The sequence below is a fragment of the Streptomyces sp. AV19 genome, from assembly GCF_015999245.1.
Lineage (GTDB): Bacteria > Actinomycetota > Actinomycetes > Streptomycetales > Streptomycetaceae > Streptomyces.
The window spans coordinates 460,833-474,957 of record NZ_JAEAMR010000010.1 but is presented as its reverse complement, the minus strand read 5'-3'; the positions used below and the strand labels follow the sequence as shown (position 1 = coordinate 474,957).

General features: G+C 69.9%; 14 protein-coding genes and 1 tRNA gene. 6 read left to right on the top strand and 9 right to left on the bottom strand.

Translation table 11 applies throughout. From position 1 onward, the window contains the following. On the top strand, nt 1-1,114 hold a 1,114-nt coding region (locus I5Q34_RS20600), incomplete at its 5' end, for an AAA family ATPase (RefSeq protein WP_199893787.1). Between the two features lie 13 nt (nt 1,115-1,127). Here the strand turns inward: I5Q34_RS20600 and I5Q34_RS20595 are convergent. Beyond that, nucleotides 1,128-1,880, bottom strand: coding sequence for a hypothetical protein (locus I5Q34_RS20595; protein WP_199893786.1), 753 nt, complete (start codon nt 1,878-1,880; stop codon nt 1,128-1,130). A gap of 47 nt (nt 1,881-1,927) precedes the next feature. Between I5Q34_RS20595 and I5Q34_RS20590 the strand changes: the two genes are divergently transcribed. Continuing rightward, a complete protein-coding gene (locus I5Q34_RS20590; RefSeq protein WP_049718231.1) occupies nt 1,928-2,116 on the top strand; it encodes a DUF5703 family protein in 189 nt (62 codons plus the stop codon). 86 nt (nt 2,117-2,202) lie between these two features. Here the strand turns inward: I5Q34_RS20590 and I5Q34_RS35835 are convergent, their stop codons facing one another. From I5Q34_RS35835 to I5Q34_RS20575, 3 genes are all read right to left on the bottom strand, one after another. Then, on the bottom strand, nt 2,203-3,048 hold the full coding sequence (locus tag I5Q34_RS35835; protein WP_199893785.1) for a chaplin: 846 nt from the start codon (nt 3,046-3,048) through the stop codon (nt 2,203-2,205). A 157-nt stretch (nt 3,049-3,205) separates the two neighbouring features. Beyond that, nucleotides 3,206-3,439: a chaplin gene (locus I5Q34_RS20580; RefSeq protein WP_199893784.1), complete on the bottom strand. Its 234-nt coding sequence runs from the start codon at nt 3,437-3,439 to the stop codon at nt 3,206-3,208. 152 nt (nt 3,440-3,591) lie between these two features. Next, a complete protein-coding gene (locus I5Q34_RS20575) occupies nt 3,592-4,908 on the bottom strand; it encodes a M20/M25/M40 family metallo-hydrolase (RefSeq protein WP_199893783.1) in 1,317 nt (438 codons plus the stop codon). Between the two features lie 254 nt (nt 4,909-5,162). Here I5Q34_RS20575 and I5Q34_RS20570 point away from each other — a divergent pair. Beyond that, nucleotides 5,163-5,250: transfer RNA gene (locus tag I5Q34_RS20570), tRNA-Leu, on the top strand. Here I5Q34_RS20570 and I5Q34_RS20565 read toward each other — a convergent pair. From I5Q34_RS20565 to I5Q34_RS20550, 4 genes are all read right to left on the bottom strand, one after another. Continuing rightward, nucleotides 5,212-5,835, bottom strand: coding sequence for a hypothetical protein (locus I5Q34_RS20565; RefSeq protein ID WP_199893782.1), 624 nt, complete (start codon nt 5,833-5,835; stop codon nt 5,212-5,214). The genes I5Q34_RS20570 and I5Q34_RS20565 overlap by 39 nt on opposite strands. A gap of 45 nt (nt 5,836-5,880) precedes the next feature. After that, nucleotides 5,881-6,294: a sulfatase-like hydrolase/transferase gene (locus tag I5Q34_RS35830; protein WP_307811701.1), complete on the bottom strand. Its 414-nt coding sequence runs from the start codon at nt 6,292-6,294 to the stop codon at nt 5,881-5,883. Between the two features lie 435 nt (nt 6,295-6,729). Then, nucleotides 6,730-7,479: a nucleotidyltransferase family protein gene (locus I5Q34_RS20555; RefSeq protein ID WP_199893781.1), complete on the bottom strand. Its 750-nt coding sequence runs from the start codon at nt 7,477-7,479 to the stop codon at nt 6,730-6,732. A gap of 282 nt (nt 7,480-7,761) precedes the next feature. Then, nucleotides 7,762-7,962 carry a hypothetical protein gene (locus tag I5Q34_RS20550; protein WP_277965373.1) on the bottom strand — a complete coding sequence of 67 codons (201 nt, stop codon included), beginning with the start codon at nt 7,960-7,962 and terminating at the stop codon, nt 7,762-7,764. A 292-nt stretch (nt 7,963-8,254) separates the two neighbouring features. Here I5Q34_RS20550 and I5Q34_RS20545 point away from each other — a divergent pair, with 292 nt between their 5' ends. Beyond that, nucleotides 8,255-8,983: an XRE family transcriptional regulator gene (locus I5Q34_RS20545; protein ID WP_199893780.1), complete on the top strand. Its 729-nt coding sequence runs from the start codon at nt 8,255-8,257 to the stop codon at nt 8,981-8,983. Nucleotides 8,984-9,220: 237 nt separating this feature from the next. Here the strand turns inward: I5Q34_RS20545 and I5Q34_RS20540 are convergent, their stop codons facing one another. Then, nucleotides 9,221-9,628: a hypothetical protein gene (locus I5Q34_RS20540; protein ID WP_199893779.1), complete on the bottom strand. Its 408-nt coding sequence runs from the start codon at nt 9,626-9,628 to the stop codon at nt 9,221-9,223. A gap of 179 nt (nt 9,629-9,807) precedes the next feature. Here I5Q34_RS20540 and I5Q34_RS20535 point away from each other — a divergent pair, with 179 nt between their 5' ends. Together I5Q34_RS20535 and I5Q34_RS20530 are read left to right on the top strand one after the other, a co-directional pair. Further along, on the top strand, nt 9,808-11,667 hold the full coding sequence (locus tag I5Q34_RS20535; protein WP_199893778.1) for a glyoxal oxidase: 1,860 nt from the start codon (nt 9,808-9,810) through the stop codon (nt 11,665-11,667). Nucleotides 11,668-11,760: 93 nt separating this feature from the next. Continuing rightward, the gene (locus tag I5Q34_RS20530) at nt 11,761-14,106 is read left to right on the top strand and encodes a Dyp-type peroxidase (protein WP_199893777.1); all 2,346 of its coding nucleotides are present in this window, start codon (nt 11,761-11,763) and stop codon (nt 14,104-14,106) included. The last annotated feature ends 19 nt before the right edge of the window (nt 14,107-14,125 follow it).

Genomic DNA, 14,125 nt, shown 5'->3' with positions numbered 1-14,125 from the left:
CGGCCTCGCCGCCGCTGTGCACGACCAGGCCGGAGGCGGCGAGGCCGCCCGGGCCGAGCCCGCGGCGGTCGTCGCGGCGGCCCGCGCCCTGGGCCTGCGGGCGGTCGCGGCCGCGTTCACCGAGGACGGCCGCCGGCGCCTGGCGGAGCGGGGGGACGAGGAGGCGGTCACCGTGGCCGGTCTGCTCTCCGGCCGCGAGGGCCCGGAGCGGGACGCCGAGGGGACGCTCGCGCTCGACGTCCTCGTCGTCCTGGACGCCCCCCAACTGGACGTCGAGGCGGCCGCGATGCTGGTCGAGATGCTGGCGGACGGCACCCGCCTGGTGCTCGGCGGCGATCCGGGAGGGCTCGGGCCGGCGGGCCCCGGCCGGGTGTTCGCCGACCTCCTGGCGGCCCGCGCCTGCCCGGTGGTCGTCTCCCGCACCCCGGACCCGGGCCCGATCGGCGAGCTGGTCTCGGGCATCGGCGCCGGGGAGCTGAGCCGGCCGGACGCGCCCGGCAAGGAGGTCGTGATCACGCCGGTGCGGGACGCGGGCGAGGCCGTGCACCGCACGGTGCAGCTCGTCGCCGAATCGGTGCCGCGCGCCTTCGGCGTGCCCCCGGAGGCCACCCAGGTGATCACCCCGGGCCATGGCGGCGCCGCCGGCACCCGCGCCCTCAACACCGCGCTCAAGCAGCGGCTGAACCCCGGCCCGGGCCGCTTCGGCGGCTTCGACCCCGGCGACCGGGTCGTCCACGTCCCCGCGCCGGGCCGGATCGTCCCCGGCACGGTGGTCTCGGCCGACGCCGAGGGGCTGCGCCTGGACTGCTCGGGCGCCCCCGTCACCGTCCCGCCGTCCCGCGTCGCCGACGAGGTGCGGCACGGCTGGGCCGTGACGGCCCACCAGGCGGCCGGTACGCGCTGGCCGGCCGCCGTCGTGGTGCTGCCGGGCGACGCGACGGGCGCCCTCGACCGCCCCTGGGTCCACACGGCGTTCGGCCGCGGCGAGCGGCACCTGTCCGTGGTGCACGGCGCGGGCCAGGCCCTCGCCCGGGCCGTGGCCGAGATCCCGGCGAAGGAGCGGAGCACCCGGCTGGCATCGCTGCTCAAGGCGCAGGCGCAGCCCGCCGGGTGAGCCCCGCGGGGGGTCAGCGCGCCGGGCCGGCGGCCCGCCCGTCCGGCGCGCCGCCGGCGTCCTCGCCTAGGTCCCCGTCGTCGATGTCCATGTCGTCGCGGTCGTCCATGTCCACGTCCACGTCGTCGTCGAGCCCGTCGAGCTCCTCGTCGAAGACGGCGCTGACATCGAAGCGGCACACCACCCGCTGCGGATCGGCCTGGTCGAACGGGGCCGACAGCCACTCCCCCGGCTCGGCGAGGTCGTCGGCGGCGGCCACCCACAGGGTGGAGTCGCCCTCCTCCAGGCCGAACTCCTTGTGCCGGGAAGCGATTTCGTCCGGTTCGTACTCGCCGAAGAGCACCCCGAGCGCCGCGTGCACACTGCCCGCGGCACCCCCGGGCCGGTTCGAACCCAGCGACGGATCAGGGGCGTCGGGGTCGAGGTCGGCGACGCGCTGCGCCTGGGAGAGCAGCCGCTGCGGCTCGACGACCGCGTAGTCCCGGCGGATCAGCACGCTCAGCGCGCTGGGCTCCTCGGGCCCCGCGTAGGCGGGCAGACTGTCGTCCCCGGGGATCTCGAACGGGGTGACCTCGTCGTAGGCGTCGTACAGCAGCTCGTCGTACGCCTCGGCTGCCGCGGCCAGCTCGTTGAACGCGGCGTAGACGGCCGGGTCGTCCTCGCCCGACCGGCGTTCGACGGCGTCGAGGTGGCGGTCCAGAGCGGCTTTGACCGCCTCGGCGGCGGCCCGTACCTCGGCAGCGGTTGGCTGCGCAGCATCAGACATAGTGCAGACGCTATCCGTACCGGGCCCGTTCCCGCACAATAGATGCGATGCCGGAATACGAATTCTGTGATGTGTATGTGCCACGCGGGGTGTCCCGGCGTGCGGCGACCCGACTGCTGACCGACCACGCCGAGTACGGGCACTGGGAGTTGGACCGCCTCCGCCTCAACCCCGACGGCAGCCGAAGAGTGCGGCTGCGGCGCCGGATCATCCGCCAGCTGAAGGCCACCTGGTGACCGCGCGGGCGGGGTAGGAACACACGACGGACGGAGCGGGCCCCGGCGCCTGGGGCCCGCTCCGCGTTGTGCCGTATCGCCCTGTATCAGCCCTGCTGCCCGGCGCGCGCCCGGCGGTAGAGCATGGTGCCGCCGGCCAGGAGGGCCGCGCTCGCCGCGCCGGCCATGCCCAGCTCACCCGCGCCGGTGTGCGCGAGCTCGGTGGCCTTCTCCTCGGCCGGGGCGGCCGGGGCCGCCGCCGGGTGGTCGGCGGGCCGGTGCCAGCCCTTCACCACCGGGGTGACGGGGGTGACGGCGTGGTGCCCCGGCTTGTGCACCGAGTGCTCGGCGGGCGGGCTGTCGTGCCCGGCCGGCGGCTTCGCCTCGGAGGGCTTCCCGGGGTGGTGGGCCGGCGGGTTGTGGTGCGAGGGCTGGTGCGGAGCCGGCTTGCCCGGGTGGTGCGGCGTGCCGTGGTCGTGCCCCTTGTGGTGCTGGCCGTCGTTGACACAGGTGTTGCCGGTGGCCGGGTTGCCCAGGCCGACGACGTTCACCGAGTTGCCGCAGGCGTTGACCGGCACGTGCACCGGCGCCTGGATGACGTTCCCGGAGACGACGCCCGGCGAGTTCACCGCCGCGCCGTCGGCCTGGGCGCCCCCGTTGTGGTGCCCCTGGCCGTGCCCGCCGTGACCACCGTGCGCGTGGTGGCCGTGGCCGCCGTTGACGCAGGTGTTGCCGGTCGCAGGGTTGAGCAGACCCACGACGTTGACGGTGTTGCCGCAGACGTTGACCGGCACGTGCACCGGCGCCTGGACGGTGTTACCGGACCCGACGCCCGGCGAGTGCGCGGCAGCGCCCTGGGCGCCCGAGTCCGCGTACGCGTAGCCACCCGCGGCGGCGAGCACGGTGCCCGCCGCCGCCGCGGTGAGCAGGCCCTTTTTTGCGACCTGTCGCATTGCTTTGCCCCTCTGCTGCTTCTTGCCATACGGAACGCGTGCGGGCGCCGAGCCCGCACACGGTGTCCGGGTCGAAAGCCCGGCGGCTCCGGGGCGCGTGGTGCGCACTCCCGGAGCCGCCCGGTTTCTCCATACCCTCACCCGGCGAGGGGCAACATCACTTGTTGACGCAGGTGTTGCCGGTCGCGGGGTTGAGCAGACCGACGACGTTGATCGTGTTGCCACACACGTTCGTGTCGACCTCGACCGGAACCTGGATGACGTTGCCCGAAACGACGCCGGGGCTGTTCACAGCAGCTCCCTGAGCGCCCCCGCTGGCGGCGGCCAGCCCCGCGCCCGCGAGCACGAGACCACCGGTGGCAGCCGCAGTGGCGACGACCTTCTTGAGCATTGGGTTCCTCCTTGTTGGAATGCGGTCCCAGCCGCGGACCGCACACCCTGTAACGACACGGAGGTAATAGGGCTACGTAACCTTCAGCTTGTTCACTCTTTCCGGCTAAGGAGCGCCAACTCCCGCCAATCTGACGCCTGTTCAGGTCTCGTTCAGCACTCGTCCAGGAACCGGTCGAGCACGCGCGCGCCGAATGTCAGACCATCGACGGGCACTCGTTCGTCCACCCCGTGGAACATGCCCGCGAAGTCGAGCTCGGGGGGCAGCTTGAGCGGAGCGAAGCCGAAGCAGCGGATGCCGAGATCGGCGAAGGACTTGGCGTCGGTGCCGCCCGAGAGCATGTACGGCACGGCCCGCGCGATGGGGTCCTCGGCCCGCAGCGCGGTCTGCATGGCCTTGACCAGGTCGCCGTCGAAGCCGGTCTCCACCGCCTTGTCCGCGTGGACGTCCTCGCGCCTGACCCGCGGGCCGAGGATGCGGTCGAGGTCGGCGAGGAACTCCTCCTCGTAGCCCGGCAGGAAGCGGCCGTCGACGTGCGCGGTGGCCTGCCCGGGAATGACGTTGACCTTGTAGCCGGCGCCGAGCATGGTCGGGGCGGCGCTGTTGCGCAGCGTGGTGCCGATCATCTTGGCGATGCCGCCGAGCTTGGCGAGGGTCGTCTCCATGTCCTCGGGGTCCAGCGGGGTGCCCAGCGCGTCGGACAGCTCGTCGAGGAACGAGCGTACGGTCTTGGTGACCCGCACCGGGAACTCGTGCCGGCCCAACCGGGCGACCGCCTCGCACAGTTCGGTGATCGCGTTGTCCGTGTTGGTCATCGAGCCGTGGCCGGCCGTGCCCTCCACGGTGAGCCGCATCCAGTGCATGCCCTTCTCGGCGGTCTCGATCAGATACAGCCGCAGGTCCTCGTTGACCGTGAACGAGAAGCCGCCGACCTCGCCGATCGCCTCGGTGACGCCCTCGAACAGCCCCGGGTGCTTGTCCACCAGGTATCGGGCACCCCAGGTGCCGCCGGCCTCCTCGTCCGCGAGGAAGGCGAGCACGACGTCCCTCGGCGGCTTCCGCCCCGTCCGCATCCGGTCGCGGACGACCGCGAGGGTCATCGCGTCCATGTCCTTCATGTCGACGGCCCCGCGCCCCCACACACAGCCGTCCGCCACCTCGCCCGCGAACGGGTGGTGGGTCCAGTCGGCGGCGTCGGCCGGCACGACGTCCGTGTGCCCGTGGATGAGCAGCCCGGGCCGCGAGCGGTCCTCGCCCTCGATGCGGGCGACGACGGAGGCCCGGCCGGGGTGGGACTCGAAGATCTGCGGTTCGAGCCCCACCTCGGCGAGCTTCTCGGCCACGTACTCGGCGGCGGCGCGCTCACCGGGCCCGGAGTGGTCGCCGTAGTTGCTGGTGTCGATCCGGATCAGTTCACGGCAGAGATCCACGACCTCGTTCTCGGCGCCCGATGTGTGTTCCGCGCTCACGCTGCCTCCTCGTGCTTCCTCCTGCCGGGCCGGGGCCCGGCGCGGGACCCGGGACGGACCCCACCGCCATCCTGCTACCCCTCGCACCCACCGCCCAAGGCCGCAATCCCGCCGACACACTCCTGAAAGAACCGCTGGTCGCGCGGGGCGCACGCCGACCGGTCGGGTGATCGCCGGGGTGATCGGGCACCCCCGAAAGCCTGGTATTGTTTTCCATGTCGCCGCGGGGAACGCCCCGCAGAGACAGACACCTGGTCCGGGTGGCGGAATGGCAGACGCGCTAGCTTGAGGTGCTAGTGCCCTTTATCGGGCGTGGGGGTTCAAGTCCCCCCTCGGACACCAGCAGAGACCCCAGTTCATCTGGGGTTTTTCTGTTTTCTGGGCAGTGGCGTGACCAACCACGTGACCAACGGCCCAGCGATCATGCCCTAAACCAGGGCGGACAGGCCGATCCGGCCCGCTCCGGAGGCGGCGAGCTTCCGCACTCCGTCCTTCCGAGAGTGCCCGTACCGGGCCATCGTGTAGCCCGGCGAGCGATGCCGGACGTTCGCGGAGACCTCCACGGGGGTTCTCCCCGGCCTCCAGGTCGTTCGTGACCTTCTCCGGGTCCTGGGGGCCGCCGGCTGCGCCCCGGTAGAGCTTGAATCCGTCCCGGGCGAACACCAGGTCGTGATCCACCCACGCGTCCCCGAGGCGTGCCCGCCCGGCGTCCTGTCGCCGCTTCTGCCACTTGAGGACGTTCATCACGGACTGGTCCACGTAGATGACCGCGTTGTCATCCCCGTCCTTGGTCAGCTTCCGGAGTCGGTACTCGTTGCCTTCCTCCACCACGACCCACCCCAGTTCGATGGCGCCCTCATCCCAGCGGATGAGGGACCACTTCATGCCCAGGGCCTCACTGCGCCGGATGTCAGTGGCGACGTACACGACGAAGGCCCCCGCCAAGGACTTGGCGGGGGCCGACGTGTTCCGCTACAGGTGCCGGGCCGGGATGAGTGTCTCGGCGTAGGGGACGGTCCACACTGCCGGATGGGCTATCCCATGCCCGCTGTAGCCGTCTTCACCGAACGCTTCGCCATGGTCGGCGCAGAACAGGCCGAGCCAGGAGCCGTGGTTCGGCAGGACGTTGAAGAGGCGGCCGAGTTGCCTGTCGGCGTAGCTGAGCGCGGCGCATTGGCTCTCCCATGAATCGACGTCCTCACCGGGGAGGTAGACGTGGGTCGGGGTGTGGGTCGCGGAGACGTTGAGGAAGAGGAACAGACGTTGGTCGGGCGGTTGCTTCTCCAGTACCTCAAGCGCGATGTCCACTTGGTGACGGGTCGATTCGGGTTCGTCGGTGCCGGTCTCCTCGCTCCAGTAGCTCTCCTGGAACAGGCCCGGCAGCACCCGGCCCAGCCTGGTTTGGTTGGAGAAGAACCCCCACGCCGCCGATGCACACCGTTCGGTACCCGAGGCCGGACAGGCCGGTGACGATGTCCGGGGCGTCGAAGACGTACGTGCGTTCCCGGATGGTGGTTCCCCGCAGGGATCGGCAGGCGAAGAGCCGGCCGGGGCGGTACGGCCCGGAGGGCACGGGCAGGAAGCCGGAGAAGAACGACATGTGCGCGGGGAGCGTGAAGCTTCCCTGAGTTCGCCGTTCCTCCCACAAACCGTCGGGGAGCAGGCGTTCCAGGTTCGGGCTTCCTCCGCCGTGCACAACGGACCGTGCGACGTCGTAGCGGAGCGAGTCGAACGTGATGAGCAGGACGTGGTGACTGGGGATCACCTCGTTGGCGTTGATCACGTGTCCCCCTTCCGGTGACGGCCCCGGCAGGCCGGGGTCTAGGTGTCGATGTCGGTGGTACGGAACTCGGGTGCGAGGGTGGTTCCGGCGCTGCGGACTTCCTTGGACGCCTCCACCACGTCCTTGACGGTGTCGATGCCTCGCCAGTAGCCCGAGAGCCGGTAGCCCATGAGCCGGCCGTCCCGGGCAAGCTGCGGGAAGGTGCTGTCCTCGTGGTCGCCCTTGTCCGGGAGGAGCCCGACCACGTCGGGGTTGAAGACGTAGATCCCCGCGTTGATCCAGTACGGCAGTTCCGGCGACTGGACGAAGCCCTTGATGTGGTCCTGGTCGTCGATGTCGGCCACGCCCCAGTTGGAGCGGTACGGCGACAGGGCGACGGTCACGGCGGCGTCGTGCTGCTCGTGGTACTCGGCCAGGTCTCCGAGGGAGAAGGCACTGATGACGTCGCCGTTCAGGACGAAGAACGGTGCGTCGATGTCGGGGAGTTGCCGGGCGGCGTACTTGAGGCCGCCGCCACGGCCGAGCGGCTCGTCTTCGATCGCGTAGATGGCCTTGGTGCCGAAGCGTGAGCCGTTGCCGACGTAGTCACTGATCATCTCGGCCTTGTAGCCGCCGGAGATGACGACGTTCTTGACGCCGTGCTCGGCGAGCCACAGCATTTGGTAGCCGATGATCGGTGCACCCGCGACGGGCACCATCGCTTTAGGCGCGTCGTCGGTGTACGGCCGCATGCGGGTGGCTTGCCCGCCCGCCAGGATCAGCGCTTGCGTGACGCTGGTGGTGTCCATCTCCGCTCCTTCGATCTTACGAACCGTTTGGCCCGTGGCGGCATCCTGACAGCGCGTGACGTAGCGGCGTGGCACCTTCACCCGGATGGGCGGCCGGGCCCCGCTCTCCGCCAGCCCCGCGTTGCTGAGCGCTTCACGGGAGTTGGAGGAGTTGCCAGCGGAGAGCGGGAGATCAGGAGTGGTGCGGGTGGCCCAGGACCGCCAGGGAGACGGCCAGTGCCGTGGAGAGCACGACGGTCAAGGCCCAGACGGGACCCGCCCAACGGAGGATCCTCCGCCGGATCACGACTGCCTCATCCACGCGCGCCAGCCGCGCTTGACGATCTCCGTGTAGGAGTTGTGCGACGGGTTGGTCTTCACGTGCTGGAAGATCCACTGCGTCGCCTCGTCCTCGTCGGCGCTCCTCGGGGAGCCCTCGCCGCAGACGTCGCATTCCTGGGCGTACGTGGGCCGTTTGGCATCTGGCTCACGGTCCGGCTCCACGGTCCAATGAACCCGCTTGATCACGGCACGCTGTGACAGAAGGGGGCCTTCGACACCGGGCTGATGTGCGCGCCTCGCCGTCTTACCAACCTCCGCACCTCTTCTACTGGTGCCCGGAGCCGTCTCGTTGGCGGTTTCCATGCTCGGAGCATGGGTGGCCACCACAGACGTTTCTATCGACGTTCAGGGGACATGACGGCCTTCCGGTCGATAGCGCCAAGAACGCCCAAACGTCCGAAGGAACGTACAAACGACCGAGGTTGAGACCTTGAATTTGTCCCTTCGAGCCGCTATGGCGGACAAGAAGCTTTCAGCCCGTCAGCTGGCAACCCGCATCGGTGTGACCGCCAAGACAGTGGAACGATGGATCACGGATGAGGAGCTGGTCCCGCACGCGCGAAACCGTGTGGACGCGTCAAGTGTGTTGGGAGTTGATGAAGCGGTGCTGTGGCCCAAAGCAGTGGGAGCGGTCATGAAGACCGGCCCGGACCGGGAGATCATCTCGGCCTACCCCTACCGTTCGGCATGCCCATCATCGGTGTGGCGACAGCTCATCGGTGACAGCACCCGGGACATCGTCCTCGCCGGGTACACGAACTACTTCTTCTGGATCGAGCAACCGGCGTTCCACGCCACCCTCCGGGCGAAGGCCGAAGCTGGGTGCCGGGTGCGATTCCTGCTCGGTGATCCCGGCAGCCGGGTGACCGAGCAGCGCGAGATCATCGAAGACGTGGCACTCAAGGTCTCCACGCGCATCCGCATCAGCCTGGAGGAGTTGGCCAAGCTGTCCGACCTCTCCGGCTTGGAGGTGCGCTTCTCCTCGGAGGAAGATGCTACGAACCACGTCGGCTTGTCGGTCTTTCGCTTCGACGATCAAGCCCTGGTCACACCCCACCTTGCCCGGCTGGTTGGCCACGACTCGCCCATGCTGCACCTGCGCAAACTTCAGGACGGTGGCCTGTTCGACCGCTTCGCGGAGCACACCGAAGAGCTGTGGGAACATGGCCGTCCCATTGGCTGAGGGGCTGTTGGCCACGTGACCAACACGTGACCAACAGCGGTCCGGAACGGGCAGAAACCGCAGGAACCGTAGCCAACCGGCCGTGCGAAAACACGGCCGGTGAGCTACGTATCCGCAGGCCGGAGGCCCAACGGGCTGGTGCTCAAGTGGAGAGCTCAAGCCCCCCTCGGACACGAGAAAGAGCCCCAGCTCCGGCTGGGGCTCTTCTGTTTTTCCCGGCGCCCCGGCACTCTTCGCTCAGCCGCCGTGCGGGCCGGCCTGGCCCTCGGTGCAGACGGCGTGGACGGTGAGGTTCGCCGGCGAGGACTCGATGCCCCAGGGGGTGCGGTAGTGGTCCTTGCGGACGGCGACGATCCAGCCGGTGCCGTTGTCGTTCGGGTGGCTCTCCACGACGTCGGTGGCCTGGGGAGCGAGCTGACGGCCGGCGGCGGGGGTCACGCTGTAGCCGCCCCCGTAGGCCCATTCCGAGGGCGGGCACTGCAACAAGCGGGGTCTGCCGTCGGCGCCGCCCGGGATGACGGGGCCGGTCACGGCGTGCGGGGCGTTGCCGGTGTGCAGGGGTGCCGCCGCGCCGCCGCCGCTCGTGGCGGCGATGAGCACGATCCCGGCAACTACGGCCATGGCGATTCCGGACTTGCTGAACATGCGGACCTCCTGTCGTTCGTCGGTTGTCCGGACATTCGAGCACCGGCGGCCCCCGACCGACACGCAGCGTGGCCATGTATCGACAAATATTCATGCTATTACCGGTATGTCTACCCGTGACCGACTACCTTTAGTGATCTACTGACCACTCATCGCTGCCGTCTCCCCCGAGGAGTCCCATGTCTCGCAGAAGACCGAGGACGGCGCTCGCGGCCGGCGCCGCCACCGTGATCGCTTTGTCGACGCTCACCCTCCTGTCCACCCCCGCACCCGCCACGTCACCCCCTCGCACGCAGATCACCGACGCGCGGGTGAGGGCCGCCGTCCAGCCGGCGGAGGTGGCCGCCTTCGGCCGGGCCACGGCCGAGACGCTGGCCCGGCAGCGGCTCGTCGCCGCCGACAACGGCTACCCGCAGTCCATCCGGACCCAGCGGTACAACGACCTGACCCAGTCGCAGGCGGAGGAGAACGCCTCGTACGACGTCAAGCAGTCCGGACGGTGGACGGACTACTTCCCCTCCCCCGACTTCGGGGACCACGTCGCCCTGCTGCCCACGGGCAAGGTGCTCGTGTTCTCGTTCGAGATGTTCAACGACAACCCGACGATCGAGCCCGCGCCCACCCAGCAGGTCGGCAAGAACAACACCGGCCGCGCCTACCTGTGGGACCCGAAGGCCGGCATCGGCCCGGGCGCCTTCAAGGCCGTCCCGCCACCCGAGGTCGACATGGACGACGACACGGGCGTACGCCGCGCCGCGCCGGTCTTCTGTGCGGGCCATTCCTACCTGCCCAACGGCATGGTGGGCATCTTCGGCGGCAACTTCGGTGCCAACCGCGACGGCGCAGGCGCCAGGTTCGCGTTCGTCTTCGACCCGTGGACCGAGACCTGGCACCGGCAGCAGGACATGCAGCACGGCCGCTGGTACCCGACCGTGGTCACCACGGCGGACGGCCGCCAGCTGATCGTGTCCGGCCAGCGGGAGGACGGTTACGGGCACCCGTCCACGCTCATCGAGCGCTTCCCGGCCAAGACCATGCCCGTCCCGGTGGACCGGACGTCGGTCCCCGAAAGGCAGCCGCTCGACAGGTTCCGGGCCCAGGCACCGTACACCCAGGACTATCCGCACCTGTTCGCGCTGCGCGACGGCAAGGTGTACGGCTTCGGCCGGGAGGCGGGCGAGCAGTTCGTCTACGACCCGCAGACCGAGACCCGCGCCAATCTGCCGAACCGGCCCGACGGCGGGATGCGCATCTACGGGTCGGCGGTTCCCCTCCCCAACGGCACCAGCGGCCCGGACTCGGTGCTCGTCCTCGGCGGCGACAACCACAGCGCCAAGACGTACAAGTTCTCGGGCGGGCAGTGGACCGAGGACACTCCCAGGAACTACAGCCGCACCCAGGACGACACCCTCATCCTGCCCAACAGCAACCTGTTCACCGTCAACGGGGCGTTCCACATCCGGGACTACGGAGCCGGGTTCCTCAACCCCGTCGTGTCGGACGAGTGGATGAAGCGCCGTCACACCGAGACCCGGGACGCGAACGGCCGGTGGACGATCGGCCCCGCCCAGCGGCTGCCGCGCGGCTACCACTCCAACGCCGTTCTGCTGCCGGACGGCAGGGTCATGGTCACCGGCGACGAGCTCCAGCAGATGGCCGCCAACCCGAACATCAAGTCGGGCTACAACGGCACCATCGAGATCTTCGAGCCCCCCTACCTCCACCAGGGCACCCGACCGGACCTCAGGAACGTACCGGACGGCCCGGTGGCCTACGGATCGACGTTCCGGGTGGACACCAACACCCCGACCCGGGCCGCCAAGGCCGTCCTGGTCGCACCGGTCTCCTCCACCCACGCGGTGGACACCACCCAGCGCCGCCTTGAGCTGACGATCCGCTCCAACGCGGGCGGCGCGCTCAGCCTCCAGGCCCCGGCGTCCGCCAACGAGGCGCCGCCCGGCTACTACATGCTCTTCCTGCTCGACAGCGCCGGTGTCCCCAGCATCGCCCAATGGGTCCAGCTGCGGCCGAACGCCTGACTCCCCGACACGCCCCCCGTGCGGACCGCGGCAGACGAACACGCGGTCCGCGCCCGGGCGTTCACCCGACAAAGACGACGATTGGATCACACCATGACCAACGGTCTTTCCCTGCGTGAGAACACCGAGATCCAGGGCGACGTCATCGCCGGATTCAAGAAGGACCACGTCCGGCTGGTCCTCCTCAACTTCGGCGACCCGCAGGCGGCCCGCGACTGGGTCGCCAGGATCACTCCCGAGATCGCCACGACCAAGAAGGTCTCCGAGTTCAACGCACAGTACAGCGAGGCGAAGAAGACCTCCGGCGGCGACAACCCCCGGACCCTCAAGGCCACCTGGCTCGGCCTCGCCTTCACCTATCAGGGGTTGCGGTTCCTCACCGGCAAGGACGACCTGCTGCAGGCCGAGGCGCGGACCGGCGACACGCTCCAGGCGTTCATGCAGGGGCCCGGCGACCCGGACCGGGCGCTGCTGCTCGGTGACACGGACGACAGCGATCCCAAGCACTGGGACTTCGGCAGCCCCTACCGCACCGAGGTGCACGCCGTCCTCACCGTCGCCGCCGACGACCCGGAGGACCTCAAGGCGATGCTGGCCAGGCAGCAGCTGGCGGCGAGCCAGGCCAGTGCCTCCATCGTGTTCGTGCAGGAGGGACAGCACCTGCACGGGGATGCCGAGGGCAAGGAGCACTTCGGCTTCGTGGACGGCACCAGCCAGCCGGGCGTCGTCGGCTTCGACGACGAGGACCCGCAGCGCAAGGGCTACGTCCAGGGCAAGCCCGGTACCCGTCTCATCCCGGCGGGCGAGTTCGTCGTCGGCCGGGAGCTCTCCGAGGCGCACGACGAGGAGGCCGCGGCCCTGAAGACCGCGCCCGCCTGGATGCGCGAGGGCTCCTTCCAGGTCGTCCGCCGCCTCGAACAGGACGTCCCCGGCTGGTGGACCCAGGTCGACGCGCAGCTCAGACGGCTCAAGGACCTCAAGGCCGTCACCGGTGACAAGACCCGGGAATGGTTCGCCGCCCGGCTCGTCGGCCGCTGGCGCGACGGCACCCCCGTCGCCCTCTGTCCCGAGAAGGTCGACTGCATGCCGGGGCCGGCCAACGACTTCGGTTTCGCCGACGACCCCGACGGCCTGAAGACTCCGCTCTTCTCCCATCTGCGCAAGACCAACCCGCGCGACGGGCTCATCGACGAAGAGGGGCCCGTCGACGAGAAGTTCATGGACAACCGCCGGATCATGCGGCGGGGCATCCCCTATGGCCAGCCCTTCGACCCGATGAGCAACGACAGGGCGAAGGGTCCCGACGGGCAGCGGGGCCTGACGTTCGTCTGCTACCAGTCCGACCTGGTCAGCCAGTTCGAGTTCATCCAGGCGCGGTGGGTCAACACCGCGAGCTTCCCGCCCGCCCGCGAGCACAAGCCGGGCCCCGACACGATGGTCAGCGGCCAGCTGACCAGCTCCAACGACGGCAAGGTCAGTTTCGAGTGCCGGACCAACGCGGGCGAACGGCAGGCCATCCCGCTGGACTTCACCCCGTTCGTCCGCACCCGCGGCGCGCTCTACGCCTTCGCCCCCGCCATCAGCACCCTCAAGCGGCTGGCGCTGGGCGACCTCGACGCCCGGCTTCCGGACGAGCAGAAGGAGCAGGCGGTCACCGAACCCCTTCCGGGACAGAGCCTGCCGATGGACGCCGTCCTGCCGGTGCCCAGCGACGACGGACGCTACTGGACGTTCCAGCAGGGCAACTTCCGCATGATCAAGATCGGTGCCACCGAGTGCGGCAAGCTCACCACCGGTGACATCGACGACAGCACCGGGCTGGTCATCTATGTGATCGGGACGTTCGGGCCCGCCCTGGAGGGCGTCGCCCAGCTGGACACCATCCTGCCCGTCCCCGACGAGCAGCACGTCCGGGGGTCCAATGGCTACTGGGTCTTCCACAGCAAGAACGGAACGCAGGTCTTCCGCCGCATCAAGATCGCCGACACCGAGCCGTTTGCCACCCAAGTGGTCGACGACGACCGGCCGATGAGCCATTGGCGGTCCCTCGACCCGGGCGTCACGGTGGACGCCTTCCTGCCCGTCCCCGACATGCAACCCGCCCCCGACGGCAGGTACGGCTACTGGGTCTTCTACCGGACCGGGCTCGGCCAGCGCTACCGGATGATCTCCCTCCGCCGCAGCGGCAACTACCTACCCGACAAGCGGGAGCGGGACTACGAGAGCCTGCTCAACAACTGGGCGTCGCTCAATGGCATCACCCGGGTCGAGGCGTTCCTCCCCGTTCCCGGCAAGGAGAACGACCGGGGCAGGCAGCACCTCTGGGTCTTCCACGAGGACAAGTTCCGGGTCATCACCGTCCGGCGCAGCGGCGACCACGACGACGATCTGCGCCGGGACGACCGGCCGACCGCCGTCTGGTCCCGCAAGCAGCAGTAGCCGCCCGCGCCCCCACGAC

Excerpts from the sequence above, each read along its gene's own strand:
- I5Q34_RS20555 (WP_199893781.1), bottom strand. The coding sequence starts at position 7,479 with ATGGACACCACCAGCGTCACGCAAGCGCTGATCCTGGCGGGCGGGCAA.
- I5Q34_RS20535 (WP_199893778.1), top strand. The coding sequence starts at position 9,808 with ATGTCTCGCAGAAGACCGAGGACGGCGCTCGCGGCCGGCGCCGCCACC.
- I5Q34_RS20545 (WP_199893780.1), top strand. The coding sequence starts at position 8,255 with ATGGCGGACAAGAAGCTTTCAGCCCGTCAGCTGGCAACCCGCATCGGT.
- I5Q34_RS20595 (WP_199893786.1), bottom strand. The coding sequence starts at position 1,880 with ATGTCTGATGCTGCGCAGCCAACCGCTGCCGAGGTACGGGCCGCCGCC.
- I5Q34_RS20580 (WP_199893784.1), bottom strand. The coding sequence starts at position 3,439 with ATGCTCAAGAAGGTCGTCGCCACTGCGGCTGCCACCGGTGGTCTCGTG.
- I5Q34_RS20540 (WP_199893779.1), bottom strand. The coding sequence starts at position 9,628 with ATGTTCAGCAAGTCCGGAATCGCCATGGCCGTAGTTGCCGGGATCGTG.
- I5Q34_RS20530 (WP_199893777.1), top strand. The coding sequence starts at position 11,761 with ATGACCAACGGTCTTTCCCTGCGTGAGAACACCGAGATCCAGGGCGAC.
- I5Q34_RS35835 (WP_199893785.1), bottom strand. The coding sequence starts at position 3,048 with ATGCGACAGGTCGCAAAAAAGGGCCTGCTCACCGCGGCGGCGGCGGGC.
- I5Q34_RS20590 (WP_049718231.1), top strand. The coding sequence starts at position 1,928 with ATGCCGGAATACGAATTCTGTGATGTGTATGTGCCACGCGGGGTGTCC.